At 62.5% G+C, this 25,068-nt stretch carries 21 protein-coding genes; 17 read left to right on the top strand and 4 right to left on the bottom strand.

What is annotated here, in order from left to right:
* Window positions 1–23: 23 nt before the first annotated feature.
* Window positions 24–764: an osmolarity response regulator transcription factor OmpR gene (ompR, locus tag LUB09_RS12040; RefSeq protein WP_003213175.1), complete on the bottom strand. Its 741-nt coding sequence runs from the start codon at window positions 762–764 to the stop codon at window positions 24–26.
* Between the two features lie 355 nt (window positions 765–1,119).
* Here ompR and LUB09_RS12035 point away from each other — a divergent pair, with 355 nt between their 5' ends.
* The 5 genes from LUB09_RS12035 (at window position 1,120) to tauC (ending at window position 8,180) form a co-directional block, all read left to right on the top strand.
* The gene (locus LUB09_RS12035) at window positions 1,120–3,456 is read left to right on the top strand and encodes a Tex family protein (RefSeq protein ID WP_209987276.1); all 2,337 of its coding nucleotides are present in this window, start codon (window positions 1,120–1,122) and stop codon (window positions 3,454–3,456) included.
* 291 nt (window positions 3,457–3,747) lie between these two features.
* A complete protein-coding gene (gene gshA, locus LUB09_RS12030) occupies window positions 3,748–5,331 on the top strand; it encodes a glutamate--cysteine ligase (protein ID WP_231422669.1) in 1,584 nt (527 codons plus the stop codon).
* Between the two features lie 245 nt (window positions 5,332–5,576).
* The gene (tauA, locus tag LUB09_RS12025; protein ID WP_231422668.1) at window positions 5,577–6,554 is read left to right on the top strand and encodes a taurine ABC transporter substrate-binding protein; all 978 of its coding nucleotides are present in this window, start codon (window positions 5,577–5,579) and stop codon (window positions 6,552–6,554) included.
* Window positions 6,555–6,567: 13 nt separating this feature from the next.
* Window positions 6,568–7,347, top strand: coding sequence for a taurine ABC transporter ATP-binding subunit (gene tauB, locus LUB09_RS12020; RefSeq protein ID WP_231422667.1), 780 nt, complete (start codon window positions 6,568–6,570; stop codon window positions 7,345–7,347).
* Entirely contained in the window at window positions 7,344–8,180 is an 837-nt protein-coding gene (gene tauC, locus LUB09_RS12015; RefSeq protein WP_231422666.1) for a taurine ABC transporter permease TauC, read from the top strand. The genes tauB and tauC overlap by 4 nt, the downstream gene beginning before the upstream one ends.
* A 250-nt stretch (window positions 8,181–8,430) precedes the next feature.
* Here the strand turns inward: tauC and mgrA are convergent, their stop codons facing one another.
* From mgrA to epsC, 3 genes are all read right to left on the bottom strand, one after another.
* A complete protein-coding gene (mgrA, locus tag LUB09_RS12010) occupies window positions 8,431–9,468 on the bottom strand; it encodes an L-glyceraldehyde 3-phosphate reductase (protein ID WP_231422665.1) in 1,038 nt (345 codons plus the stop codon).
* 109 nt (window positions 9,469–9,577) lie between these two features.
* Complete coding sequence (gene betT, locus LUB09_RS12005) at window positions 9,578–11,539, bottom strand: choline transporter BetT (protein ID WP_209990611.1); 1,962 nt, start codon at window positions 11,537–11,539, stop codon at window positions 9,578–9,580.
* Between the two features lie 347 nt (window positions 11,540–11,886).
* A complete protein-coding gene (gene epsC / locus LUB09_RS12000; protein ID WP_057009859.1) occupies window positions 11,887–12,813 on the bottom strand; it encodes a serine O-acetyltransferase EpsC in 927 nt (308 codons plus the stop codon).
* 166 nt (window positions 12,814–12,979) lie between these two features.
* On the opposite strand from epsC, the gene LUB09_RS11995 reads away from it, so the two are divergent.
* The 12 genes from LUB09_RS11995 (at window position 12,980) to LUB09_RS11940 (ending at window position 25,038) form a co-directional block, all read left to right on the top strand.
* Window positions 12,980–13,975 carry a D-cysteine desulfhydrase gene (locus tag LUB09_RS11995; protein WP_231422664.1) on the top strand — a complete coding sequence of 332 codons (996 nt, stop codon included), beginning with the start codon at window positions 12,980–12,982 and terminating at the stop codon, window positions 13,973–13,975.
* A 254-nt stretch (window positions 13,976–14,229) separates the two neighbouring features.
* Window positions 14,230–15,024 carry a cystine ABC transporter substrate-binding protein gene (tcyJ, locus tag LUB09_RS11990; protein ID WP_209987246.1) on the top strand — a complete coding sequence of 265 codons (795 nt, stop codon included), beginning with the start codon at window positions 14,230–14,232 and terminating at the stop codon, window positions 15,022–15,024.
* Window positions 15,024–15,689 (top strand): cystine ABC transporter permease, encoded by a 666-nt coding sequence (gene tcyL / locus LUB09_RS11985; RefSeq protein WP_003236050.1) that lies wholly within the window; start codon window positions 15,024–15,026, stop codon window positions 15,687–15,689. Before tcyJ ends, tcyL begins: the two co-directional genes overlap by 1 nt.
* 3 nt (window positions 15,690–15,692) lie before the next feature.
* Complete coding sequence (gene tcyN / locus LUB09_RS11980) at window positions 15,693–16,439, top strand: L-cystine ABC transporter ATP-binding protein TcyN (RefSeq protein WP_209987243.1); 747 nt, start codon at window positions 15,693–15,695, stop codon at window positions 16,437–16,439.
* Window positions 16,440–16,914: 475 nt separating this feature from the next.
* Window positions 16,915–17,673, top strand: coding sequence for a hypothetical protein (locus LUB09_RS11975; RefSeq protein WP_209987241.1), 759 nt, complete (start codon window positions 16,915–16,917; stop codon window positions 17,671–17,673).
* Between the two features lie 205 nt (window positions 17,674–17,878).
* Complete coding sequence (locus LUB09_RS11970) at window positions 17,879–19,120, top strand: SfnB family sulfur acquisition oxidoreductase (RefSeq protein WP_231422663.1); 1,242 nt, start codon at window positions 17,879–17,881, stop codon at window positions 19,118–19,120.
* Between the two features lie 2 nt (window positions 19,121–19,122).
* A complete protein-coding gene (locus tag LUB09_RS11965; protein WP_231422662.1) occupies window positions 19,123–20,316 on the top strand; it encodes an SfnB family sulfur acquisition oxidoreductase in 1,194 nt (397 codons plus the stop codon).
* On the top strand, window positions 20,316–21,665 hold the full coding sequence (locus LUB09_RS11960) for an LLM class flavin-dependent oxidoreductase (RefSeq protein ID WP_231422661.1): 1,350 nt from the start codon (window positions 20,316–20,318) through the stop codon (window positions 21,663–21,665). Before LUB09_RS11965 ends, LUB09_RS11960 begins: the two co-directional genes overlap by 1 nt.
* Window positions 21,666–21,810: 145 nt before the next feature.
* On the top strand, window positions 21,811–22,626 hold the full coding sequence (locus LUB09_RS11955) for a MetQ/NlpA family ABC transporter substrate-binding protein (protein ID WP_231422660.1): 816 nt from the start codon (window positions 21,811–21,813) through the stop codon (window positions 22,624–22,626).
* The gene (locus tag LUB09_RS11950; protein WP_209987226.1) at window positions 22,623–23,738 is read left to right on the top strand and encodes a methionine ABC transporter ATP-binding protein; all 1,116 of its coding nucleotides are present in this window, start codon (window positions 22,623–22,625) and stop codon (window positions 23,736–23,738) included. Before LUB09_RS11955 ends, LUB09_RS11950 begins: the two co-directional genes overlap by 4 nt.
* Window positions 23,728–24,372 (top strand): methionine ABC transporter permease, encoded by a 645-nt coding sequence (locus LUB09_RS11945; protein WP_209987223.1) that lies wholly within the window; start codon window positions 23,728–23,730, stop codon window positions 24,370–24,372. The genes LUB09_RS11950 and LUB09_RS11945 overlap by 11 nt, the downstream gene beginning before the upstream one ends.
* 39 nt (window positions 24,373–24,411) lie before the next feature.
* Window positions 24,412–25,038: a class I SAM-dependent methyltransferase gene (locus tag LUB09_RS11940; RefSeq protein WP_231422659.1), complete on the top strand. Its 627-nt coding sequence runs from the start codon at window positions 24,412–24,414 to the stop codon at window positions 25,036–25,038.
* The last annotated feature ends 30 nt before the right edge of the window (window positions 25,039–25,068 follow it).

Here is a 25,068-nt window from a genome sequence, read left to right as displayed (position 1 = left end):
TACCCGTACCTGCAAGTCATCGGTCACTTGGTCGCTGTGCCATCCGGCACAAACACGTAACCCACACCCCAGACTGTCTGGATATAGCGAGGCTTGGACGGGTCCGGCTCGATCATCCGGCGCAGACGGGATATCTGCACGTCGATGGAGCGCTCCAGCGCGTCCCATTCCCGACCACGGGCCAGGTTCATCAGCTTGTCGCGGGTCAGCGGCTGGCGTGCGTTCATCACCAGGGCCTTGAGTACCGCGAACTCGCCGGTGGTGAGCATGTGTACTTCGTCGCCACGCTTGAGTTCACGGGTCGCCAGCGACAGCTCGTAGTCGCCAAAGGTAACGCTTTCGTCTTCGCTGCCTGGCGCGCCCGGTACCGGGGCTGCCTGGCGACGCAATACGGCCTTGACCCGGGCCATCAGTTCGTCAGGGTTGAACGGCTTGGCCAGGTAATCATCAGCGCCCAGTTCAAGGCCCTTGATGCGACTCAGCTCATCGCCCTTGGCGGTAAGCATGATGATCGGAATCTGGTTGTTCGCGCCACGCAGGCGTTTGCAGGCGGTGAGGCCGTCTTCGCCGGGCAGCATCAGGTCAAGTACGACCAGGTTGAATACTTCGCGCCCCAGCAGACGGTCCATCTGCTCGGTGTTCGGCACCGCGCGGGCACGGTAGCCCTTGGAGTTGAAGAAGCGCTCCAGCAGGCTGCTCAGCCCCGGATCGTCGTCAACGATGAGAATTTTTTCGCCTTCAGCAGTTTGTGCAGTGCTGCTCATTGGATGCTCCTCTTATCTCGGCGCGCATTATGGCCTAGCTGCCGTTATACGCACCGTGTGCATTGTTAGCAGATTTTTCCTCGACCACCAGCAGACCTGCGTCCTACAACCACTGGCGCAGTACCCCTCAAGGACAGAACGCTGGTTATAATGCGGCGCCGTCTTGCAGGGCAACGTCAGATCGTTTCCGTTTACTGCCGGCTTTTTTTACCCGCTTGACGCGACTTTTTCGATTTCGAGGGTCAATTGGCTGCCTCTTGACCCAGGCAGCGGTGCCGGTCGGGCCGCTCAACCAGTCTTTCCGGGCCTTGTTCTGCGGGCCCGCGAGCTGCTTTTCAGAATTTCAGGTGGTTTTATGGACAGCATCAACAGCCGCATCGCCGAAGAACTCGGCGTACGCCCCCAACAGGTCGAAGCGGCCGTCGCTCTACTGGATGAAGGCTCCACGGTGCCTTTCATCGCCCGCTACCGTAAGGAAGTGACCGGCAGCCTCGACGATATCCAGCTTCGGCACCTGGAAGAACGCCTGCGCTACCTGCGAGAACTCGACGAACGGCGCATCAGCATCCTCGCCAGCATCGAGGAACAGGGCAAGCTCACCCCGCAACTCGAACGCGACATCAAGCTCGCCGACACCAAGACCCGCCTCGAAGACCTCTACCTGCCCTACAAGCAAAAGCGCCGCACCAAGGGCCAGATCGCCCTGGAAGCCGGCCTTGGCGAGCTGGCCGATGGTCTGTTCAACGACCCGTCGCTAAGCCCGGAAACCGAAGCCGCACGCTTCATCGATGCCGACAAGGGCGTCGCCGACGTCAAGGCCGCCCTCGAAGGCGCCAAATACATCCTCATGGAGCGCTTCGCCGAAAACGCCAACCTGCTGGAAAAACTGCGCAATTACCTCAAGCAGGAAGCCGTGCTCAGCGCGCGCGTCATCGCCGGCAAAGAGGAAGAAGGCGCCAAGTTCCGCGATTACTTCGAGCACGACGAACCGCTCAAGAGCATGCCGTCCCACCGTGCGCTGGCGATTTTCCGCGGGCGCAACGAAGGCATTCTCAGCTCGGCGCTCAAAGTCGGCGACGAACTGCCGGGCACCATGCACCCGTGCGAAGGCATGATCGGGCAACAATTCGGCATCCAGAATCAGAACCGTCCTGCGGACAAGTGGCTCGGTGAAGTCGTGCGCTGGACCTGGAAGGTCAAGCTCTACACCCACCTGGAAACCGACCTGCTGGGCGAACTGCGTGACGGCGCCGAAACCGAAGCGATCAACGTGTTCGCCCACAACCTGCACGACCTGCTGCTGGCCGCCCCCGCCGGCCCGCGCGCCACCCTGGGCCTGGACCCCGGCCTGCGCACCGGTTGCAAGGTCGCGGTCGTCGACGCCACCGGCAAGCTGCTGGACCACGCCACCGTGTACCCCCACGTTCCGCATAACAAGTGGGACCAGACCCTCGCAATCCTGGCCGCCCTGTGCGCCAAGCACTCGGTGGACCTGATCGCCATCGGCAACGGTACCGCCAGCCGTGAGACCGACAAGCTGGCCGCCGAACTGATCAAAAAATACCCAGCGATGAAGATGACCAAGGTCATGGTCTCCGAGGCCGGCGCTTCGGTGTACTCGGCGTCGGAACTGGCGTCCAGGGAATTCCCGGACCTCGACGTGTCGATCCGAGGCGCAGTGTCCATCGCCCGTCGCCTGCAGGATCCGCTGGCCGAACTGGTGAAGATCGACCCCAAATCCATCGGTGTCGGCCAGTACCAGCACGACGTGTCGCAGCTGAAACTGGCGCGTGGCCTGGATGCGGTGGTGGAAGACTGTGTGAACAAGGTCGGCGTGGATGTGAACACTGCCTCGGTCGCGCTGTTGGCGCGTATCTCCGGCCTGAACACCACCCTGGCACAAAATATCGTGACTCACCGCGACGAAAACGGCGCGTTCAAGACCCGCGCCGCGCTGAAAAAAGTCGCACGCCTGGGTGAAAAAACCTTCGAACAGGCCGCCGGTTTCCTGCGCGTGATGAATGGCGACAACCCGCTGGATTCGTCCGCCGTCCACCCGGAAGCCTACCCACTGGTGCAACGCATCGCCGCCGAAACCGATCGCGATATTCGCTCGCTGATTGGCGACGCCGCGTTCCTCAAGCGCCTGGACCCGAAGAAATACACCGACGAAACCTTCGGCGTGCCGACCATCACCGACATCCTGCAAGAGCTGGAAAAACCCGGACGAGACCCGCGTCCCGAGTTCAAGACCGCCGAGTTCCAGGACGGCGTCGAGGACCTCAAGGACCTGCAACCGGGCATGATCCTCGAAGGCGTGGTGACCAACGTGACCAACTTCGGCGCGTTCGTCGACATTGGTGTACATCAGGACGGCCTGGTGCATATCTCCGCGCTGTCGGAAAAATTCATCAAGGACCCGCGCGAAGCGGTCAAGGCCGGTGACGTGGTCAAGGTCAAGGTCATGGAAGTCGATATCCCGCGCAAACGCGTGGGCCTGTCGATGCGCATGAGCGATACCCCCGGCGAGAAAGTCGACGGTGCCCGTGGCGCACGCCCGGGTTCGGCACCGCGTCAGTCGCAGAACCGCTCGGAAAACAGCCAACCGCGCAAGGAAACCGCGACGGCAGCGCCAGCCAACAACGCCATGGCGTCGCTGTTCGCCAACGCCAAGCAGTTGAAAAAGCGCTGAGGGTCAAATCAACGTCTTGTAGGTAACTGCATGCAAAACATGTCGTAAAAGCGCAGGGCACCTTCGCTGCCCTATAGCTCCCCACCCTCGATTTGAGTTAATTTCGGCGCTGCAATCACAGCGTCGGAATTTTCTTGATGCGCTGTAGCCCAATTCATGGAGTGAAGGAGGCTTTTTCAATGCGAGTCTTCTCGACTCAAAACCAGGCGATAACGCCAGTTTCCACTTCACCCTTGTAGACCGTCCTGCCCACCCCCATATTGGGGCGACTGACGCGTGAAGGAATCCAACTTGAGCGAACTTCTCAACCGCCGCCTGGCCCTGCTCGGCAAGCGCGAACACCTCTCCCTGCTGGAGCAATGCTTGCACGGCATCGAGCGGGAATGCCTGCGCGTCACCGGTGAGGGTCGCCTGGCGCAAACGCCGCACCCCGAAGCCCTGGGCGCTGCACTGACCAACGAATTGATCACCACCGACTACTCGGAATCGCTGCTGGAGTTCATCACCCCGGCGCTGCCCAACCCGGCCGATACCTTGAGCAGCCTGGACAGGATCCACCGCTTTGCCTACACCAAGCTCGGCAGTGAATACCTGTGGAGCCCATCGATGCCGTGCCCGTTGCCGGCCGAGGAAGATATTCCGATTGCCTACTACGGCACCTCCAACATCGGACAGCTCAAGTACGTGTACCGCAAGGGCCTGGCCCTGCGTTACGGCAAGACCATGCAGTGCATCGCCGGTATCCACTACAACTTTTCCCTGCCGGAACAGCTGTGGCCGCTGCTCAAGGACACCGAGGGTTTTGTCGGCACCGAGCGTGACTATCAGTCCACGGCCTACATCGCGCTGATCCGCAACTTCCGCCGTTACAGCTGGCTGCTGATGTACCTGTTCGGTGCCTCGCCGGCCCTGGACGCCGGGTTTCTACGCGGGCGCTCGCACCAGCTCGAAGTGCTGGACGCCGACACGCTGTACCTGCCCTATGCCACCAGCCTGCGCATGAGCGACCTGGGTTACCAGAGCAACGCCCAGGCCGGCCTCACGCCGTGCTACAACGACTTGAGCAGCTACACCGACAGCCTGCGCGAAGCGGTGGCAACGCCCTACGCGCCGTACGTCGAAGTCGGCACGCACAAGGACGGTGAGTGGGTGCAGCTCAACACCAACATCCTGCAGATCGAAAACGAGTACTACTCCAACATCCGCCCCAAGCGCGTGACCTACACCGGCGAGCGGCCGATCCAGGCGCTGGTGGCCCGTGGCATCCAGTACATCGAAGTACGCTGCCTGGACATCAACCCGTTCCTGCCAATGGGCATCGACCTGCCGGAATCGCGCTTTCTCGACGCGTTCCTGCTGTATTGCGCACTCAACGACAGCCCGCTGTTCGCCAACAACGAATGCGGCAACGCCACCTCCAACTTCCTCAGCGTGGTCAAGGAGGGTCGTCGTCCGGGCCTGGAGCTGCAGCGCGATGGCGCGGCGGTGGACATGAAGCAATGGGCCACCGAGCTGCTGGAACAGATCGCGCCGCTGGCCGCCCTGCTCGACGAGAGCCACGGCATCAGCGAACACAGCCAGGCACTGGATGCCCAGTTGGCGAAAATCCAGGACCCGTCGCTGACCCCGTCGGCCCAGGTACTGGCAGCGATGGCCGAGCGCAAAGAGAGCTTTGCGCAGTTCTCCCTGCACCAGAGCCAGTTGCATGCCGAGTATTTCCGCAAGGAGCCGCTGGCAGCTGACGAACAGGCGCGCTTTGAAGAACTGGCGCGCAAGTCGCTGGCGCAACAGGCGGAGCTGGAGCAAACCGAAGTGGGCGACTTCGATGTGTTTGTCGGGTCGTACCAGGCGAGCATCCTCGCCATCAGTAATTAAGGACCTACTCTGTCCACTGTGGGAGGGGGCTTGCCCCCGATAGCTGTGGGTCAGCTACAGATAAGCTGACTGATCCACCGCCATCGGGGGCAAGCCCCTCCCACATTTGCCTGCACCAGACTGAAGATTGGCGTTCGCTTCTCTTCTAATAAGCTAATTCGAAAACGTTATTTATTTTCGGATTATTAGATCATTTAGTCTCCTCACACGCCGACCTCCGGCCGCCTGATTGAGGAGCTTCCCCCTTGAAACTGCTGACCCCTCTGCGCCTCCTGGCCGCATTGTCCCTGGCCGGTGCCAGCCTGTTTGCCCAGGCGGCGGATGTGACCATCGCTTACCAGACCACCGTCGACCCGGCCAAAGTCGCCCAGGCCGACGGCGCTTATGAAAAAGCCACCAACGCCAAAATCGACTGGCGCAAATTCGACAATGGCGCCGATATCATCGCCGCCCTCGCTTCCGGCGACGTGCAGATCGGCTACCTCGGTTCCAGCCCACTGACCGCTGCGATCACGCGCAAGGTTCCGGTGGAAACCTTCCTCGTCGCCACCCAGATCGGCGGTGCCGAAGCCCTGGTAGCGCGCAACGGTGCGGGGATCAACCGCCCGCAGGACCTGATCGGCAAGAAAGTCGCCGTGCCGTTCGTGTCCACCGGCCACTACAGCCTGCTGGCCGCGTTGAAGCACTGGAACATCGACCCGTCGAAAGTCACCATCCTCAACCTCGCACCGCCGGCCATTATCGCGGCCTGGAAGCGTGGCGATATCGACGCCACCTACGTGTGGGACCCGGCCCTGGGCGTGGCCAAGGAAAACGGCAAGGTGCTGATTACCTCCGGCGAGCTGGCCAAGTTCGGCGCGCCGACCTTCGATGCGTGGATCGTGCGTAAGGATTTTGCCGAGAAGCACCCGGAAATCGTCACGGCTTTCGCCAAGGTCACCCTGGATGCCTACGCCGCGTACCGCAAAGACCCACAAGCCTGGCTAGCCGACAAAGGCAACGTCGACAAACTGGTAAAGCTCTCCGGCGCCAAAGCCAGTGACATCCCGCTGCTGCTGCAAGGCAACGTCTACCCGCTGGCCGCCGACCAGTTAACCTTGCTGGGCGCACCGACCACCAAGGCCGTGACCGACACCGCTGCGTTCCTCAAGGAACAGGGCAAGGTCGACGCCGTGCTGCCGGACTACGCGCCTTATGTCAGCGCCAGGTTCATCACTCAATAAGGAGTTAAGTGCGATGACCTTGCTCAAGCTGGAGCGCATCAGCGCACAGTACCCGGGTGCTGCGGAACCGGTGCTGGCGGATATTTCACTCGAGCTTGGGCCCCAGCAATTGCTGGTGGCCCTCGGCCCGTCCGGCAGTGGCAAAACTTCGCTGTTGAACCTGATTGCCGGCTTTGTCGAACCGTCTGCCGGGCGCATCAGCCTCGATGGCGTGCCGGTCCAAGGCCCGAGTGCCGAGCGTGGCGTGGTGTTCCAGGACGACGCCCTGCTGCCTTGGCAGGACGTGTTGGCCAACGTCGGCTTCGGCCTGGAGCTGGCTGGTGTGCCCAGGGCGCAACGTGAAATCCGCGCCCGGGAAATGCTCGCGCTGGTCGACCTGGCGGGGTTCGACAGCCGGCGTATCTGGCAGCTTTCAGGCGGCCAGAAGCAACGCGTCGGCCTGGCCCGCGCCCTGGCCGCCGACCCACGCGTGTTACTGATGGACGAACCCTTCGGTGCCCTCGATGCCTTTACCCGCGAACAGATGCAGGAGCTGCTGCTGCAAGTCTGGCGGCGCACGGCCAAGCCGGTCTTCCTGATTACCCACGACATCGAAGAAGCGGTATTTCTCGCCACTGACTTGATCCTGCTGGCGCCCAACCCCGGCCAGATCGTCGAACGCCTGCACCTGGACTTCGGCCAACGCTACGCCGCCGGTGAGTCGGCGCGGGCGATCAAGTCCGACCCGCGCTTTATCGAAACCCGCGAACACGTGCTGGGCAAAGTCTTTTCGCAACGGCAGGTGAGCGCATGAGCAGCTATGAACTTCCCGCCAGCGCCGCCAAGCCGGTGGCACACGCGGTTATCCCGGTGCGCCGCAGCTTGAGCACGCGCTGGATCAGCCTGCTCACGCTGGTCGCCTTGCTGGCGATCTGGTGGGCCGTGACCGCCACCGGCATGATCGAACCGCTGTTCCTGCCGCCACCCTCCGCCGTGCTGCAAAAAGGCTGGCTGCTGGCGACCACGGGCTATATGGATTCCACCTTGTGGCAGCACCTAAGCGCGAGCCTCAGTCGTATCGGCCTGGGCCTGGGCTTTGCCGTGCTGACCGCCGTTCCGGTGGGGATTGCCATCGGTTCGAACCGCATTGCGCGTGGCATCCTCGACCCGCTGATCGAGTTTTACCGTCCAATCCCGCCGCTGGCCTACCTGCCATTGATCGTGATCTGGTGCGGCATCGGCGAGCTGTCCAAAGTGCTGCTGATTTACCTAGCGATCTTTGCGCCGATCGCCATCGCCACGGCGACCGGCGTGCGCACCGTTGACCCGGCCAAGCTGCGGGCCGCGCAGTCGTTGGGGGCGACGCGTGCCCAGCTGATTCGCCATGTGATCCTGCCGAGCGCCCTGCCCGACATCCTCACCGGCGTGCGCATCGGCCTGGGGGTTGGCTGGTCGACGTTGGTTGCGGCCGAGCTGATCGCGGCCACCAGTGGCCTGGGTTTCATGGTGCAGTCGGCGGCGCAGTTCCTGGTCACCGACGTGGTGGTGCTGGGGATTCTGGTCATCGCGCTGATCGCCTTCGCCATGGAAATGGGCCTGCGCGCCCTGCAGCGTAAATGGGTGCCGTGGCATGGGCAGGCACGCTGAATGCACGCGCCATTTCAGGCAACCACATCCCTGTGGCGAGCGGGCTTGCCCTAATGCCGTTCAGTTAAGCGCAGATTCCCTGTGGCGAGCAGGCTTGTCCTGCGTTGGGCTGCGCAGCAGCCCCAAAACCAGACGCTGAGCCGTATCAGGTACACCGCGTTTTGCTTGATTGGGGGCGCTTCGCGCCCCAACGCGGGGCAAGCCCGCTCGCCACAGTAAGGCCGCTTGCCACAATAAGCGCACTCGCTACTTATTCAGCGCTGGAGGGCTTTTCCCACAGGTTGATCCCGCCTTCCTGCGCAAATCGATCAATCTGCGCCAGTTCCTCTGCGCTGAAGCTCAGATTTTTCAACGCCCCAACGTTCTCAATGATCTGCTCCGGCCGGCTTGCACCGATCAGTGCACTGGTCACCCGTGGGTCACGCAACGTCCAGGCCAATGCCAGTTGGGCCAGGCTTTGGCCGCGTCGCTGGGCGATTTCGTTGAGGGCGCGCACGTGGGCGAGGTTGGCTTCGGACAGGTGCCCCGCCTGCAGCGAACCACCGCCCGGGCGGTTGACACGTGCGTCGGCCGGCACGCCGTTGAGGTACTTGTCGGTGAGCAGACCCTGGGCCAGTGGTGTGAACGCGATCACGCCGACGCCGAGTTCTTCGGTGGCGTCGAGCAGGTCTTTCTCCACCCAGCGATTGAGCAGGTTGTAGGCCGGCTGGTGAATCAGCAATGGCACTTTCCATTCTTTGAGCAGCGCTGCCATTTCACGGGTTTTCACCCCGGAGTACGACGAAATACCGATATACAACGCCTTGCCCTGCTGCACGGCAGTGGCCAGGGCGCTGGCGGTTTCTTCCAGCGGCGTGTCGGCATCGAAACGGTGCGAGTAGAAAATATCCACGTAGTCGAGCCCCATGCGCTGCAGGCTCTGATCAAGGCTGGCCAGCACGTATTTGCGCGAGCCGCCGCCCTGGCCGTATGGGCCGGGCCACATGTCCCAACCGGCCTTGCTGGAGATGATCAGTTCGTCGCGGTAGTGCTTGAAGTCTTCGCGCAGCAGACGGCCGAAGTTGATCTCGGCACTGCCATAGGGCGGTCCATAGTTGTTGGCCAGGTCGAAGTGGTTGATCCCCAGGTCGAACGCGGTGCGCAGCAGGGCGCGCTGAGTGTCGATCGGGGTGCTGTCGCCAAAGTTGTGCCACAGCCCCAGGGACAGGGCGGGCAGCACCAGGCCACTGCGGCCTGTGCGGCGATACGGGATAGATTCATAGCGGTTTTCGGCAGCAATGTACGTCATCGAATCCTCTCTGGGCTGTTGGGTGTGGTTTCCCTTTTACAGCAATTTACTCCCAGAGTGGACGCGCCGATGATCGTTCCCACGCCGAGCGTGGGAACGATCACAGGGCTCAGCGCACCAGATGCAGGAACTGCAAATGCCGCTCGTACTGATCGAGGATGTCGTTGATGATCTGCTCCTTGGTGTAGCCCACCAGATCGTAGTCCTGGCTGCCCTCGCTCAAGTGCACTTCCGCGCGATAGTAGCGACGGTTGTTGATCTGTTTGGAGCCCATGCCGCCACGGGCGAACGATGGCGTGAAGTAACCGCGCATCTGCACCTGGTAGATGAACGGGTGTTCCTCGCCATGGCCGATCTCGAGGCTGACGCTGTCGTTGGCCGGGTCCGGCTGGGTGACCACCGAAAGGCCCTTCTCGACAAACACCGCCGTCACTTCTTCAATCGCCGGGCGCACCGTCGACTCGAGGAAGCGGTATACCTCGTCCCGCGACGGGAAGTGCACCGCCTGGCTCAAGCGCTGGCGCCAGCCGCCTTTGCCCTTGCGTGAAGCCGACACCGGCGCCAGCGAATGCAATTGCGCGATCTGCTTTTGTGATTCCAGATGGAACGCCTTGTGCAGCCCCCACATCATCAACAGCAGAATCATCGAGAACGGCAACGAGGTGAGTACCACCGCCGATTTCAGCGAATCGATGCTGCCGGCAAACAACAAGGCACTGGTGACCAGCGCGGTCATCGCGCCCCAGAACACCCGCAGCCATTTCGGCCCGTCTTCATCGGCGTTGCCGCCCTTGGACGACAGCGTCGACAGCACCACGGTGCCGGAGTCGGCGGAGGTGACGAAGAACACGAAGCTGATAAACACCGTGACGGCGATCACCGTCTTGCTCCACGGATAGGTTTCCAGCAGCAGGTACAGGCTCATCGACGGGTCATCGATGGCCGACTGACCGAGCGCGGTCATGCCGTGGTTGAGCACCTGATCGATGGCACTGTTGCCGAAAATCGACATCCACGCCAAGGTAAAGCCCAGCGGGATCAGCAGCACACCGAACACGAATTCGCGGATGGTACGGCCACGGGAAATCCGTGCGATGAACAGGCCCACGAACGGCGACCACGCGATCCACCAGGCCCAGTAGAACACCGTCCAACCGCCCAGCCAGTCGCTGGGCTTGTCGTAGGCGTACACATCGAAACTCTTGGTCGGCAAGGCGCCGAGGTAGTCGCCGATGTTCTGGATCAGGGTGTTGAGCAAATGCTGGGTGGGACCGGCGAACAACACGAACAGCAGCAGCGCACAGGCCAGCAGCATGTTGATGTCGGACATCACCCGCACACCCTTGTCGACGCCGGCCACGGCCACAAGAATCGCCGCGCCCATCATCAGGGTGATCAGGCCGACCTGAATCCACTGCGTATGGGCAATGCCGAACAGGTAGTCCAGCCCGGAGTTGAGGTGCAGCACACCAAAGCCCATGTCGGCTCCCAGGCCGAACACCGTGGCGATGATGCCGAAGCCGTCCACCGCGTAGCCGATGGGGCCGTTGATGCGCTTGCCGATCAGCGGGTACAGCGCCGAACGCAACGCCAGCGGCAGGTTATGCCGGTAGGCGAAGTACGCCAGGGCCATGCCGACAAAGGCGAACACGCCCCAACCATGCAGGCCCCAGTGCAGAAACAGAATCTGCATGGCCTGGCGCGCTGCATCGGCGTTCAGCGGCGCGCCCTGGGGCGGTTGCACCAGGTGCGTCAGCGGCTCGGACACGCAAAAGAAGAACAGCGTGATGCTGATGCCGGCGGCGAACAGCATGCCGGCCCAGGACAGGTAACTGAATTCGGGCTCGTCGTGGTCGGCACCGAGCTTTATCTTGCCGTAGCCCGATAGCGCGGTGACCACCACGAAGACCAGATACAGGGTCATCGCCAGCATGTAGTACCAGCCGACCGTATTGGCCGCCCAGTTTTGCGCAGCCAGCAGCCAGGCACCGGCTTGTTGCGGGATCGCGATAACGGTGATGCCAAACAGCAGAATGAAGGTTGCGGCAAAGTAGAAAACGGGCGCATTCATGCGCACCAGGCCGCTGGAAGGGGTGGACGATGCACTCATGAACGATGCACCCCGAGGGTTGGGTATGTGGCTGTAAATAACGGACTCAGCAAAGGTAAGCCTCCTGTTGTGAGCGGGCAGCGAACCACCGGTTTAACTTGAACGAGCGTTCAATTTAAACATGAATAGGCGTTCGGGGACTAATCGCAGGGCCGAGTGGTAGACAATTCCTACGTCAAGCCAAGGTCTTGTATGACGGATAAGGATCACAAAACGTTCAGCGATAAACAGCTCATGTGTGAGACACGGATCAAACTGTGGGAGCTGGCTTGCCGGCTCCCACAATTGAAAGGTGTTCGGCGCTGGGGCTATTTTTGCGCGCCATCCTCATGCTGCAGATTGGCCTGAGTGATGTTCACCCCCGCCGGCACGCTGCGCGTCAGCCACACATTGCCGCCAATGGTCGAGCCCTTGCCGATGGTGATGCGCCCCAGAATGGTCGCCCCGGCATAGATCACCACATCGTCTTCCACGATCGGATGCCGTGGATGCCCCTTCTGCAACTGTCCGTCTTCGTCCGCCGGAAAGCGCTTGGCGCCCAGCGTCACCGCCTGGTAGATACGCACGCGCTCACCGATGATCGCGGTTTCACCAATCACCACACCCGTGCCGTGATCGATAAAGAAGCTCGGGCCGATCTGCGCGCCGGGGTGGATGTCGATGCCGGTCGCCGAGTGGGCGATTTCTGCGCTGATCCGTGCCAGCAACGGCAAGCCCGCGCGGTACAGGTGATGGGCCAGGCGATGGTGAATCACCGCCAGAATGCCGGGGTAGCACAGCAGCACTTCGTCGACGCTGCGCGCGGCCGGGTCGCCGTGGTAGGCGGCCAGCACATCGGTATCCAAGAGGCTGCGCAGGGATGGCAAGGCCAGGGCGAAACCCTGGATCAGGCGGATGGCATGGGCATCGATCTGGCTGTCGTCCTGCCCGCCCTGGCGCGCGGCATAACGAAGCTCCAGGCGCGCCTGGGCAAGCAAGGCGTTCAGCGCGACATCCAGAGTGTGGCCGACGTAGAAATCTTCACTTTCCTCACGCAGGTCCACCGGCCCCAGGCGCATCGGAAACAGCGCACCACACAAGGCTTCGAGGATCTGCGCCACCGCCTCGCGCGACGGCAGTTCACGCCCGCCATGCTCGCCGCTCAAACGGCCATTGCGCGTGCGCCACTGATCGCGGGCGCTGCGCAGCTGGCTGACGATGGTCTGTAATTGCCAATGACTGGAACGCTCACTCACGGTCTTTACTCCTGACGTAATGGCCGCCACTTTACGGTATGCACCCCGGCCGCCCTTAAGAACCAATGGTGTGATGCCAAGCACTATCGGCTATAAGCGATTGGCGGTTGCCTGCGCAAAAGGGCCTGCCTATAGTCGGCCCATTCCTCAGCAACCGTGCGCAACCATGATCAAGCAACAGCTCGACCGCTTTAACCGCCTGGACCTGCTGGGCGGCGCCACCGCCCTGGAAAAACTCGAACGGCTGTCGACATGGCTGGGTCGCGACGTCTACGTCAAGCGCGACGACACCACGCCGCTGGCCATGGGCGGCAACAAACTGCGCAAGCTTGAATACCTCGCCGCCGATGCCATCGCCCAGGGCGCCGACACCCTCGTGACCGCCGGCGCCATCCAGTCCAACCACGTGCGCCAGACCGCTGCGCTGGCCGCCAGGCTCGGCCTGGGCTGCGTCGCGCTGCTGGAAAACCCCATCGGCACCGAAGACCCCAACTACCTCGGCAACGGCAACCGCCTGCTGCTCGAGTTGTTCGACGCCAAAGTGGAGCGGGTGGAAAACCTCGATAACGTCGACGACCAACTCAATGCCCTCGCCGACCGCCTGCGCAGCAATGGCAAGAAGCCGTACCTGGTGCCCATCGGCGGCTCCAATGCGCTGGGTGCGCTGGGCTATGTCCGGGCCGGCCTGGAACTGGCCGCGCAGATCGACGCCAGCGGCATCGACTTCGCTGCCGTGGTGCTGGCCTCCGGCAGCGCCGGCACCCACAGCGGCCTGGCGTTGGCCTTGAGCGAAGCCTTGCCCCATCTGCCAGTGGTGGGTGTGACCGTGTCGCGCACCGACGAGGCCCAACGCCCGAAAGTGCAGGGCCTGGCCGAACGCACCGCCGAGTTGCTGGGCGTGGCCCTGCCGGACGCGTTCAAGGTGATCCTGTGGGACGAATATTTCGGCCCGCGCTACGGCGAGCCGAATGCGGGCACTTTGTCGGCGATCAAACTTTTGGCCAGCCAGGAAGGTCTGTTGCTGGACCCGGTGTACACCGGCAAGGCCATGGCTGGCTTGCTGGACGGCATCGGGCGCCAGCGGTTTGAGGACGGACCGATTATCTTCCTGCATACCGGCGGGGCACCGGCGCTGTTTGCCTATGACTCCGTATTTAACTGAGTCCGTACGGACCCATGTGAGAGGGGACTTGCTCCCGATGGCGGTGTATCAGTCACAGATGAGCTGGCTGACACCTCACGATCAGGAGCAAGCCCCCTCCCACCTTGAAACTTTCTATATTCAAAAATAGAATATCAGGCTGAATTTATATTATTTTCAAGTCTTAAAAGCCGGCCTTATAGTCGCGCGCTTTAAGGCAGGATACGACCACTGCGTCACCTGCTTCGCTCACCATAAAAACACAGGGGCTCTTCATGACTATTTCTGCATTGCGTCGCACATTACTGGTTGGCACCTTGGGCCTGGCGCTGGGCGCCGGTCTGCTTGGCCAGGCCGTTGCCGGTGAGCAATTGAGCAACATCAAGAAGGCGGGCGAGATCAAGATCGGCCTGGAAGGCACCTACCCGCCGTTCAGTTTTGTCGATGAAAGCGGCAAGCTCACCGGTTTCGAGGTGGAACTGTCCGAAGCCCTGGCCAAAGAGCTGGGCGTGAAGGTCAAGCTGCAGGCCACACCCTGGGATGGCATCCTCGCCGCCCTGGAATCCAAACGCCTGGACGCCGTGGTCAACCAGGTGACCATCTCCGAAGAGCGCAGGAAAAAATACGATTTCTCCAAGCCCTACACCATTTCCGGTATCCAGGCGCTGGTGCTGAAGAAGAACGCCGGCGAGATCAAGACCGCCGACGACCTGGCCGGCAAGAAAGTCGGTGTGGGCCTGGGCACCAACTACGAACAGTGGCTCAAGGACAACCAACCCAAAGCCATCATCAAGACTTACAACGATGACCCGACCAAGTTCCAGGACCTGCGCATCGGCCGCATCGACGCAATCCTGATCGACCGTCTGGCTGCGCTGGAATACGCCAAGAAAGCCCCGGACACCGCCGCTGCCGGTAATGCGTTCTCGCGCCAGGAGTCGGGCATTGCCCTGCGCAAAGGCGAGCCTGAACTGCTCGACGCCGTGAACACTGCCCTCGACAAGCTGCGCGCCGACGGCACCTTGAAAAAGCTGTCCGAGAAGTACTTCAACGCTGACGTCACTCAATAATGGAAGCAGGCTTCCAACTCGCGCTGGACTCCGCGCCCTTTCTGCTCAAGGGCGCGTACTACACGGTCATTCTCAGCCTGGGCGGGATGTTCTTCGGTTTGCTGCTGGGCTTCGGCCTGGCCTTGATGCGCCTGTCGCGCTTCAAGCTGCTGAGTTGGACCGCCCGCGTCTACGTGTCGTTCTTTCGCGGCACGCCCTTGCTGGTGCAGCTGTTTCTGATCTACTACGGCTTGCCGCAAGTGGGCATCGAGCTGGATCCGATCCCGGCGGCCATGATCGGCTTTTCGCTGAACATGGCCGCCTACGCCTGTGAAATCCTGCGGGCCGCCATTGCGTCCATTGAGCGGGGCCAGTGGGAAGCCGCTGCCAGCATCGGCATGACCCGCGCGCAGACCCTGCGCCGGGCCATTCTGCCGCAGGCGATGCGGACCGCCTTGCCGCCGTTGGGCAACAGCTTTATTTCGCTGGTCAAGGACACCGCGCTGGCCGCCACCATCCAGGTGCCCGAGCTGTTTCGCCAGGCGCAGTTGGTGTCGGCGCGCACCTTCGAAATCTTCACCATGTACCTGTCCGCTGCGCTGATCTACTGGATACTGGCCAGCATCCTGGCGCATTTTCAGAATCGCCTGGAAGACCGGGTCAACCGGCATGACCTGGAGTCTTGAAGCATGATCGTGGTTGAAAAGCTGACCAAACAATTCAACGGTCAGGTGGTGCTCAACGGCATCGACCTTGAGGTCAAGGCCGGCGAAGTCGTCGCGATCATCGGCCCCAGCGGTTCGGGCAAGACCACCTTCCTGCGCTGCCTGAATTTCCTCGAAGAACCCACCAGCGGCCGTATCAAGGTGGGCGACGTCGAGATCGACGGCAGCAAACCGCTCAACCAGCAACAGGGCCTGGTGCGACGTCTGCGCCAGCACGTGGGCTTCGTGTTCCAGAACTTCAACCTGTTCCCCCACCGCACGGCACTGGAAAACGTCATCGAAGGCCCCATCGTGGTCAAGAAGATGCCACGCGAAGCCGCCACCGAGCTGGGTCGCAAGCTGCTGGCCAAAGTCGGCCTGGCGGGCAAGGAAGACGCCTACCCACGGCGCCTGTCCGGTGGTCAGCAACAGCGTGTGGCGATTGCACGGGCGCTGGCCATGGAACCGGAGGTGATTCTGTTCGACGAACCTACCTCGGCCCTCGACCCCGAACTGGTGGGTGAAGTGTTGGCGACCATTCGCAGCCTCGCCGAAGAAAACCGCACCCTGGTCATCGTCACCCACGAAATGAGCTTTGCCCGCGATGTGGCCAACCGGGTGATCTTTTTCGACAAGGGCGTCATCGTCGAACAGGGCGAAGCCAAGGCGCTGTTTGCCAACCCAAGGGAAGAACGCACCCGCCAGTTCCTGAGCAAATTCCTCGCCCACTGACAGGCTCAATCAATCCCATCCCTCTGGCGAGCGGGCTTGTTGTGGCAAGCAGGCTTGCTGTGGCGAGCGGGCTTGCCCCGCGTTGGGCTGCGCAGCAGCCCCAAAACCATCCTCTGCGCAGTGTCAGGTACACCGCATGTTCCTTGATGGGGGCGCTTCGCACCCCAACGCGGGGCAAGCCCGCTCGCCACATTGACGCAGCCTCCCACCCTACAGCGCGTCGACATTCCTCTCGGTAAAACACCCCGCCGCGCCCACGCAAAAATCCCCCTCCCGGTCAGACCCTTCTGAATCTGCACCGCCACACCGTTTAGCCTTTTGCCGCCATTGACTGACCCTGGCCAACCCTCTTATCTAACGTCCAGAGGATTGGATCCTATCCCGGCTATTTACTGAATCGTTCCTTTCGGACCGCTTGCGCACCCGCGCCAATGGCTCGGAACGAGCGCTGCTGGCTGCATCAAGGAGATGACTTATGACGCGCACTGCAACCCCGGCCATGTTGACCGCCCCAACCCTGCCCCAGGCCCTTGGAAACGGCATCAATGCCCACGCCGCCGCCCACTTGCAGGTCGATATCGCCCCCTACCCCGGCATGGAGGAAGGTGACCTGATCGAACTGTTCTGGAACAACTGCTTCGCTGCCTCACGACGGATAACCGCGTGCCGCATCGGCCAGCCGACCCACCTGCGCATCCCGCAAAGTTTCGTGCTCGATGGCCCCGCGCGCGTGCATTACCAGGTCATGCAGATCGGCCACGGCCCGGCACGCTCGGCCACCACCCAGGTACGCGTCAAAACCGACTGCCCGGGCGGACAGCCGCCCAACCTGTACAGCGACGAAAACCAGAACCTTGCCCCGGTTGGCCTGCCCGAGACGATCCGTCGCCAGGGTGTCAACAGCCGCCAGGTGCAACGTGGCATTCCCTTGACCATCGAGCCCTACCCGAACATGAGCAGCGGCGATGCGATCACCCTGCGCTGGGGTGACGTGCGCATGGACCTGCCAAAAATCACCGCCAGCGGCGTCGGCCTGGCCGTGCAGGTGTGGGTGCCGTCGAGCGTGATTGTCGAAGGCGGCGATGACTGCCGGCTGGACGTGACCTACTGCGTGCTGGACCGCGTCGGCAACAATTCGCGCTGGGCGCCCACCCGCACCGTGCGCATTGCAGCGCTGCTACCCACCCGTCCGGCGACAACCACGCCGGTCTACCAACCCCGTCCGCTCGGCTAACCCTGCAAACCTGGGTGATCGCCCTTCTATGCATATTCCCAAAAGTTAGTTTATTTAAATATTTAACACGCTTAGGGTATATGCACCGGACCACCGGACATTCCTGATTTTTCTTTTTTTATTTCATTGAATGCGAGGTCGGTATGATCAAAATTACCCCGGTGCATAACGCCAGGGCATTACGTGCAGCCAAGGAGCGGCGCTGATGCCTAACGTGGCTGCAACACCCCCCCAAAGTGATCTGGACGAAGCCCCCCTGCTGTTGCCGGCCGCCGTGTTGCGCAACGATGCAGAGGCGCTGAGCGCCGCCCACACGCTGGCTCAGGCGGCGCGGCTGCACGCCGCCAAGCGTGACCAGCAGCGCAAGTTACCGTGGGCGCAGCTCGAGCAGTTCACCCGCAGCGGTCTGGGCAGTATTTCCATTCCCCGCGAATACGGAGGGCCCCAGGTGTCCTTCGTGACCCTGGCCGAGGTGTTCGCCATCATCAGCGCGGCGGACCCGGCCCTCGGGCAGATCCCGCAGAACCATTTCGGCATCCTGCACCTGGTGCAGGGCACCGCCACCGAACGCCAGAAGAAGCAGCTGTTCCAGAGCGTCCTCGACGGCTGGCGCATCGGTAATGGCGGCCCGGAACGCGGCACCAAAAACACCCTTGAACTCAAGGCACGCATCACCGCCAAGGGCGACGGCTACGTGCTCAGCGGGCAGAAGTTCTACTCCACCGGCGCGCTGTTTGCGCACTGGGTCGCGATCAAGGCGCTCAACGATGACGGCAAACAGGTCCTGGCGTTCGTGCGCCGTGGCAGCGAAGGGCTGCGCATCGTCGATGACTGGTCCGGCTTTGGCCAGCGCACCACCGCCAGCGGCACCGTGCTGCTGGACGAGGTGGCAGTCGACGCCGAGCTGATCATCGACAACTGGCGCATCGGCGAAAGCCCGAATATCCAGGGCGCGGTCTCGCAACTGATCCAGGCCGCCATCGATGCAGGCATCGCCCGGGGGGCGCTCGACGACACCCTCGCCTTCGTGCGCGAACGCTCGCGGCCGTGGATCGACGCCAAGGTCGAACGCGCCAGTGACGACCTGTACGTGATCGCCGATATCGGCAAGCTGAAGATCGAGCTGCACGCCGCCGAAGCCCTGCTGCGCAAGGCTGGCCGGGTGCTGGATGACGTCAGCGCGGCACCGATCACCGCGCAGTCCGCGGCACGCGCGTCCATCGCGGTGGCCGAGGCCAAGGTGCTCACCACCGAAGTGGCGTTGCTGGTCAGCGAAAAGCTCTTCGAACTGGCCGGCAGCCGCGCGACGCTGGCCGAATTCAACCTCGACCGCCACTGGCGCAACGCCCGGGTGCACACCCTGCACGACCCGGTGCGCTGGAAGTACCACGCCGTCGGCGCCTACCGCTTGAACGGCACCCTGCCGGCTCGCCATTCCTGGATTTGACCATGACCCTTTCTCATCACGTCGCGGTCATCACCAGCGACGAGCACGCCCTGATTATCGCCAGCGACCTGGCCGAAGACTTTCGCCGCGACAGCGCCCTGCGCGACCGCGAACGCCGCCTGCCGCTGCCCGAGCTGGATGCTTTTTCGCGCTCGGGCCTGTGGGGCATCAGCGTGCCCCGCGAATACGGCGGCGCAGGCGTGTCCAACGTCACCCTGGCCAAGGTCATTGCACTGATCGCCCAGGCCGATGCCTCCCTGGGCCAGATTCCGCAAAACCACTTCTATGCGCTGCAAGTGCTGCGCGTGAATGGCAACCCCGAGCAGCAACAACGCCTGTACGCCGAGGTGCTGGCCGGCCAGCGCTTCGGCAATGCGCTGGCCGAACTGGGCACCAAAACCGCCCATGATCGCGTCACCCGGCTCAACCGCGACGGCGACGGATTCCGTATTACCGGCCGTAAGTTTTACTCAACCGGCGCACTTTACGCCCAGCGCATCCCCACCTCGGTGGTGGATGAACACGGCGTGCAGCAATTGGCCTTTGTGCCGCGTGACAGCCAGGGTCTCAGCGTGATCGATGACTGGAGCGGCTTCGGCCAGCGCACCACCGGCAGCGGCTCGGTGGTGTTCGATAACGTCTGGGTCGCCGCCCGTGACGTCATCCCTTTCCAGAGCGCCTTCGAACGCCCGACCACCGTCGGCCCGCTGGCGCAGATCCTTCACGCCGCCATCGACACCGGCATCGCCCGCGCCGCCTTTGAAGATGCGCTGCACTTTGTGCGCACCAGGACCCGCCCGTGGATCGACGCCGGCAACGACAAAGCCAGCGAAGACCCACTGACCTTGAAGAGCTTCGGCCACCTGAGCATCCGCCTGCACGCGGCCGAGGCACTGCTTGAACGGGCCGGCGAATTCCTCGACCGCGCCCAGGCCGACAGCAATGCCGAGACGGTTGCCGCCGCCTCGATTGCGGTGGCCGAAGCGCGCGCCCTGAGCACGGAGATTTCCCTGGCCGCCGGCAGCACCCTGTTCGAACTCGCCGGCAGCCAGGCCACCCTGGCCGAGCATGGACTGGACCGTCACTGGCGCAACGCACGGGTGCACACCCTGCATGACCCGGTGCGCTGGAAGTATCACGCAGTAGGCAATTACTACCTCAACGACGAAAACCCGCCGCTGCGGGGGACCCTCTGATGGCGAAGAAAAAGATCCTGCTCAATGCCTTCAACATGAACTGCATCGGGCATATCAACCACGGCCTGTGGACCCACCCACGGGACACCTCCACCCAGTACAAAACCATTGAATACTGGACCGACCTGGCAAAAACCCTGGAACGCGGTCTGTTCGACGGCTTGTTCATCGCCGATATCGTCGGCGTGTACGACGTCTACCAGAATTCCGTCGACGTGCCGCTCAAGGAGTCGATCCAGTTGCCGGTCAACGACCCGTTGCTGCTGGTGTCCGCGATGGCGGCGGTCACCCGAAACCTCGGCTTCGGCCTCACCGCCAACCTCACCTACGAGCCGCCGTACCTGTTCGCCCGGCGCATGTCGACGCTGGATCACCTGAGCCGTGGCCGCGTGGGCTGGAACATCGTGACCGGCTACCTCGACAGCGCGGCCAAGGCCATGGGCCTGACTGAGCAGGTCGAGCATGACCGGCGCTACGACCAGGCCGACGAGTACCTGCAGGTGCTCTACAAACTGTGGGAAGGCAGTTGGGAAGACGACGCCGTGCTCAACGATCCGGCGCAACGGATCTACGCGCAGCCGGGCAAGGTGCACAAGGTCGAGCACCACGGCGAGTTCTATCAGGTGGAGGGCTATCACCTGTGCGAGCCGTCGCCGCAGCGCACGCCGGTGTTGTTCCAGGCCGGCAGTTCGGACCGTGGCCTGCTGTTCGCCGGGCGTCACGCCGAGTGTGTGTTCATCAGCGGCCAGACCAGGGCCGCAACCAAAGTGCAGGTGGACAAGGTGCGCGCCAGTGCCGTGGAGGCCGGGCGCAATGCGCACGACATCAAGGTGTTCATGGGCCTCAATGTGATCGTCGGCGCCACCGAGGAACTGGCCTGGGCCAAGCACGCCGAGTACCTGAGCTACGCCAGCGCGGAGGCCGGCGTGGCGCATTTCGCCGCGTCCACCGCGATTGATTTTGCCGCATACGCATTGGACGAACCGATCCAGTACGTGAAGAGCAACGCCATCCAGTCGGCCACCAAAAACCTGCAGAACAACGATTGGACCCGGCGCAAGTTACTGGAGCAGCACGCCTTGGGCGGTCGCTATATCACCCTGGTGGGCTCGCCCGAACAGGTCGCCGATGAACTGGAATCGTGGATCGGCGAAACCGGGCTGGATGGTTTCAACCTGACGCGCATTGTGACGCCGGAGAGCTACGTGGACTTTATCGACCTGGTGATACCAGAACTGCAAAAGCGCGGTTCGTACAAGACCGAATACGAGACCGGCACGCTGCGCGAAAAAGTGTTCGGCACCGCGCTGCTGCCAGCGCAACACACCGGCTCCACCTACCGCCATTGAATTAGAAATGTGGGAGGGGGCTTACTCCCGATAGCGGAGTGTCAGTGAACCCATCCTGTGACTGACCCACCGTCATCGGGAGCAAGTCCCCTCCCACAGTGGATCTTCATTGTTTGCACCTGCACCTTATGACTGGAAATCGACCATGAAAAAAACACTGCTCTCCCACCCAGTCAAAGCACTGGCCCTTGCCCTCGGTGTGTTCAGCTCGTCGGTGTTCGCCGCCGATGCGCCACTGAAAGTCGGCACCACCGCCGCCTTCGCCATTCCTCTGGAAGCCGCCGTCGCCGAAGCCGGCAAGCAGGGCCTGAACGTCGAGCTGGTGGAATTCACCGACTGGATCGCGCCCAACGTCAGCCTGGCCGCCGGCGATATCGACGTGAACTACTTCCAGCACATCCCCTTCCTGGAAAACGCCAAGGCCGCCGCCGGTTTTGACCTGGTGCCGTACGCGCCGGGCATCATCAACAACGTCGGGCTGTATTCGAAAAAATACAAAGCCATTGCGGACCTGCCCGAGGGCGCCAGCGTGGCGATTGCCAACGACCCGATCAACAGCGGACGTGGCCTGCAACTGCTGGCCAAGGCCGGGCTGATCACCCTCAAGCCGGGCGTAGGCTACAAGGCCACCGAAGAAGACATCGTCAGCAATCCGAAAAAGCTGAAGATCCTGCAAGTGGAAGCAGTGCAACTGGTGCGCGCCTATGACGACGCCGACCTGGTGCAGGGCTACCCGGCATATATCCGCCTCTCGAAGACCTTCGATGCCGAGTCGGCGTTGCTGTTCGACGGCTTGGACCATCCGGAATACGTGATCCAGTTCGTGATCCAGCCCAAGAGCAAAACCGACCCGCGCGTGATCAAGTTCGTCGACATTTACCAACACTCGCCGGTGGTGCGCGCTGCTCTGGATAAATCCCTCGGCACGCTCTACCAGGTAGGCTGGGAAGGTAAAAAATGAGCGCCGCCAATGCCCGACTTCGCGACCTGGGCACACCGCTCAGGGACGCCGAACAGACCCAGTTGCACCCTGAACTGAACCGCGCCCATGTGCGATTCATCAACCTGGGCAAGACCTACGACGGCACGGTGCAGGCCCTGCACGGCATCGACCTGGCGATCCAGCGCGGTGAAGTGTTCGGCATCATCGGTCGCAGCGGTGCCGGTAAATCCTCGCTGATCCGCACCATCAATCGTCTGGAACAGCCCAGCAGCGGGCGCGTGCTGATCGATCAGGTGGACATCGGCGACTTCGACGAAGACCGCCTGGTGGCTCTGCGCAGGCGCATCGGCATGATCTTCCAGCACTTCAACCTGATGTCGGCCAAGACCGTGTGGCAGAACGTCGAATTGCCACTCAAAGTGGCGGGCATCCCCAGGCCGCAGCGCGAGCAAAAGGTGCGCGAGCTACTCGAACTGGTGGGTTTGCAGGACAAGCACAAGGCCTACCCGGCGCAACTCTCCGGCGGGCAAAAGCAGCGCGTGGGCATCGCCCGTTCGCTGGTGCACGACCCCGAGATTCTGTTGTGCGACGAGGCCACCTCGGCCCTCGACCCGGAAACCACCCAGTCGATCCTCGCCCTGCTGCGTGAGATCAACCGGCGCCTGGGCCTGACCATCGTGCTGATCACCCACGAAATGGCGGTAATCCGCGACATCTGCGACCGCGTAGTGGTGCTCGAACACGGCAAAATCGTCGAGCAAGGCCCGGTGTGGCAAGTGTTTGGCAACCCGCAACATGCGGTGAGCCAGACCCTGCTGGCGCCGTTGCAGCATGACTTGGCGCCAGAGCTGCAAAGTCGCTTGCAGCCGACGCGGGTAGCGGCTGACGCGGCTGTGGTGCTGCGCTTGCAGTTCACCGGCAGCGCCACCGACGAACCCGACTTGGCCGCGCTGTTCAGCGCCCTCGGCGGGCGCGTGCGCTTGCTGCAGGGCGGCGTGGAACGGATCCAGGGTCATGCCCTGGGGCAATTGCTACTGGCGGTGAATGGCTCGGCCCATAGCGCCGAAGAACTGCGCAACCGCGCCGCGAACTGGGCGCAACAGGTGGAGGTGCTGGGCTATGTGGTTTGATCGTTTGGTGCAGGGCGCCATCGACACCTTGTTGATGGTTGGCGTGTCGTCGCTGATCGCCTTGCTGGTGGGCATTCCGCTGGCGGTGTTCCTGGTGACCAGCGACAAGGGCGGCATCTATCAGGCCCCGGCGTTGAACCGCGTGCTGGGGGCGTTCGTCAATCTGTTCCGTTCGATTCCTTTTCTGATCCTGATGGTGGCGCTGATCCCCTTCACCCGCCTGATCGTGGGCACCACCTACGGCGTCTGGGCGGCCGTGGTGCCGCTGACCATCGCCGCCACGCCGTTCTTTGCACGCATTGCTGAAGTGAGTCTGCGTGAGGTCGATCACGGGCTGATCGAAGCCGCACAGGCCATGGGTTGCCGGCGCTGGCACATCATCCGCCATGTGCTGTTGCCGGAGGCGCTGCCGGGTATCGTCGGCGGGTTCACGATTACCCTGGTGACGATGATCAACTCATCGGCCATGGCCGGGGCGATTGGCGCCGGTGGCCTGGGCGACATTGCCTACCGCTATGGGTATCAGCGCTTTGACACGCAGATCATGCTCACGGTGATTGTGCTGCTGGTGGTGCTGGTGGCGGTGATTCAGTTGGGTGGGGACCGGTTGGCGCGGGTGCTCAACAAGCGGTGAGGTATAGTCGAGGCCTCTCAGCACCCGGTACCGCCGCACATGCCCCTCAAGCCCGAAGACCTCAACCAGATCACCTCCACCACCCTGGGCCACTACAACCAGGTGGCCGAGGACTTTCGCGAAGGCACCCGCGACCACGATGTGAGCCAGAACATCGATGCGCTGCTGCGCCATATTCAGGGCGAGGCGCCGTTTACCGTGCTGGATTTCGGCTGCGGGCCGGGGCGCGATCTGCAGACGTTTACGCGCATGGGGCATGTCGCCGTAGGCCTGGACGGCTCCGAGCGCTTTGCGCAGATGGCGCGCGAGGACAGTGGCTGCGAGGTCTACCAGCAGGATTTCCTCAAGCTCGACCTGCCCGCCACACGCTTCGACGGGATCTTCGCCAACGCGGTGCTGTTTCATATTCCCAAGCAGGAATTACCGCGCGTACTCAAGCAATTGCAGGCTGCGTTGAAACCGGGCGGTGTGTTGTTCAGCTCCAATCCACGCGGGGACAACCGTGAAGGCTGGAATGGGCCGCGCTATGGTGCCTATCACGACCTGGAGGCGTGGCAATCGTTGCTGACCACCGCCGGGTTTGTGGAACTGGAGCATTACTACCGCCCGGCCGGGCTACCCCGCGACCAGCAACCGTGGCTGGCGAGTGTCTGGCGCAAGCCTTAAGACCACCCCCTCCCACATTGGGTTGCCCAT

This window comes from Pseudomonas sp. Leaf59 (assembly GCF_920984685.1).
Taxonomy (GTDB): domain Bacteria; phylum Pseudomonadota; class Gammaproteobacteria; order Pseudomonadales; family Pseudomonadaceae; genus Aquipseudomonas.
Note: the sequence above shows the minus strand (reverse complement) of the source record. Positions and strands in the feature narration are given on the sequence as shown.

Excerpts from the sequence above, each read along its gene's own strand:
- ompR (WP_003213175.1), bottom strand. The coding sequence starts at position 764 with ATGAGCAGCACTGCACAAACTGCTGAAGGCGAAAAAATTCTCATCGTT.
- LUB09_RS12035 (WP_209987276.1), top strand. The coding sequence starts at position 1,120 with ATGGACAGCATCAACAGCCGCATCGCCGAAGAACTCGGCGTACGCCCC.
- tauB (WP_231422667.1), top strand. The coding sequence starts at position 6,568 with ATGACCTTGCTCAAGCTGGAGCGCATCAGCGCACAGTACCCGGGTGCT.
- tauC (WP_231422666.1), top strand. The coding sequence starts at position 7,344 with ATGAGCAGCTATGAACTTCCCGCCAGCGCCGCCAAGCCGGTGGCACAC.
- mgrA (WP_231422665.1), bottom strand. The coding sequence starts at position 9,468 with ATGACGTACATTGCTGCCGAAAACCGCTATGAATCTATCCCGTATCGC.
- betT (WP_209990611.1), bottom strand. The coding sequence starts at position 11,539 with ATGAATGCGCCCGTTTTCTACTTTGCCGCAACCTTCATTCTGCTGTTT.
- LUB09_RS11995 (WP_231422664.1), top strand. The coding sequence starts at position 12,980 with ATGATCAAGCAACAGCTCGACCGCTTTAACCGCCTGGACCTGCTGGGC.
- tcyJ (WP_209987246.1), top strand. The coding sequence starts at position 14,230 with ATGACTATTTCTGCATTGCGTCGCACATTACTGGTTGGCACCTTGGGC.
- tcyL (WP_003236050.1), top strand. The coding sequence starts at position 15,024 with ATGGAAGCAGGCTTCCAACTCGCGCTGGACTCCGCGCCCTTTCTGCTC.
- tcyN (WP_209987243.1), top strand. The coding sequence starts at position 15,693 with ATGATCGTGGTTGAAAAGCTGACCAAACAATTCAACGGTCAGGTGGTG.
- LUB09_RS11975 (WP_209987241.1), top strand. The coding sequence starts at position 16,915 with ATGACGCGCACTGCAACCCCGGCCATGTTGACCGCCCCAACCCTGCCC.
- LUB09_RS11970 (WP_231422663.1), top strand. The coding sequence starts at position 17,879 with ATGCCTAACGTGGCTGCAACACCCCCCCAAAGTGATCTGGACGAAGCC.
- LUB09_RS11965 (WP_231422662.1), top strand. The coding sequence starts at position 19,123 with ATGACCCTTTCTCATCACGTCGCGGTCATCACCAGCGACGAGCACGCC.
- LUB09_RS11960 (WP_231422661.1), top strand. The coding sequence starts at position 20,316 with ATGGCGAAGAAAAAGATCCTGCTCAATGCCTTCAACATGAACTGCATC.
- LUB09_RS11955 (WP_231422660.1), top strand. The coding sequence starts at position 21,811 with ATGAAAAAAACACTGCTCTCCCACCCAGTCAAAGCACTGGCCCTTGCC.
- LUB09_RS11950 (WP_209987226.1), top strand. The coding sequence starts at position 22,623 with ATGAGCGCCGCCAATGCCCGACTTCGCGACCTGGGCACACCGCTCAGG.
- LUB09_RS11945 (WP_209987223.1), top strand. The coding sequence starts at position 23,728 with ATGTGGTTTGATCGTTTGGTGCAGGGCGCCATCGACACCTTGTTGATG.
- LUB09_RS11940 (WP_231422659.1), top strand. The coding sequence starts at position 24,412 with ATGCCCCTCAAGCCCGAAGACCTCAACCAGATCACCTCCACCACCCTG.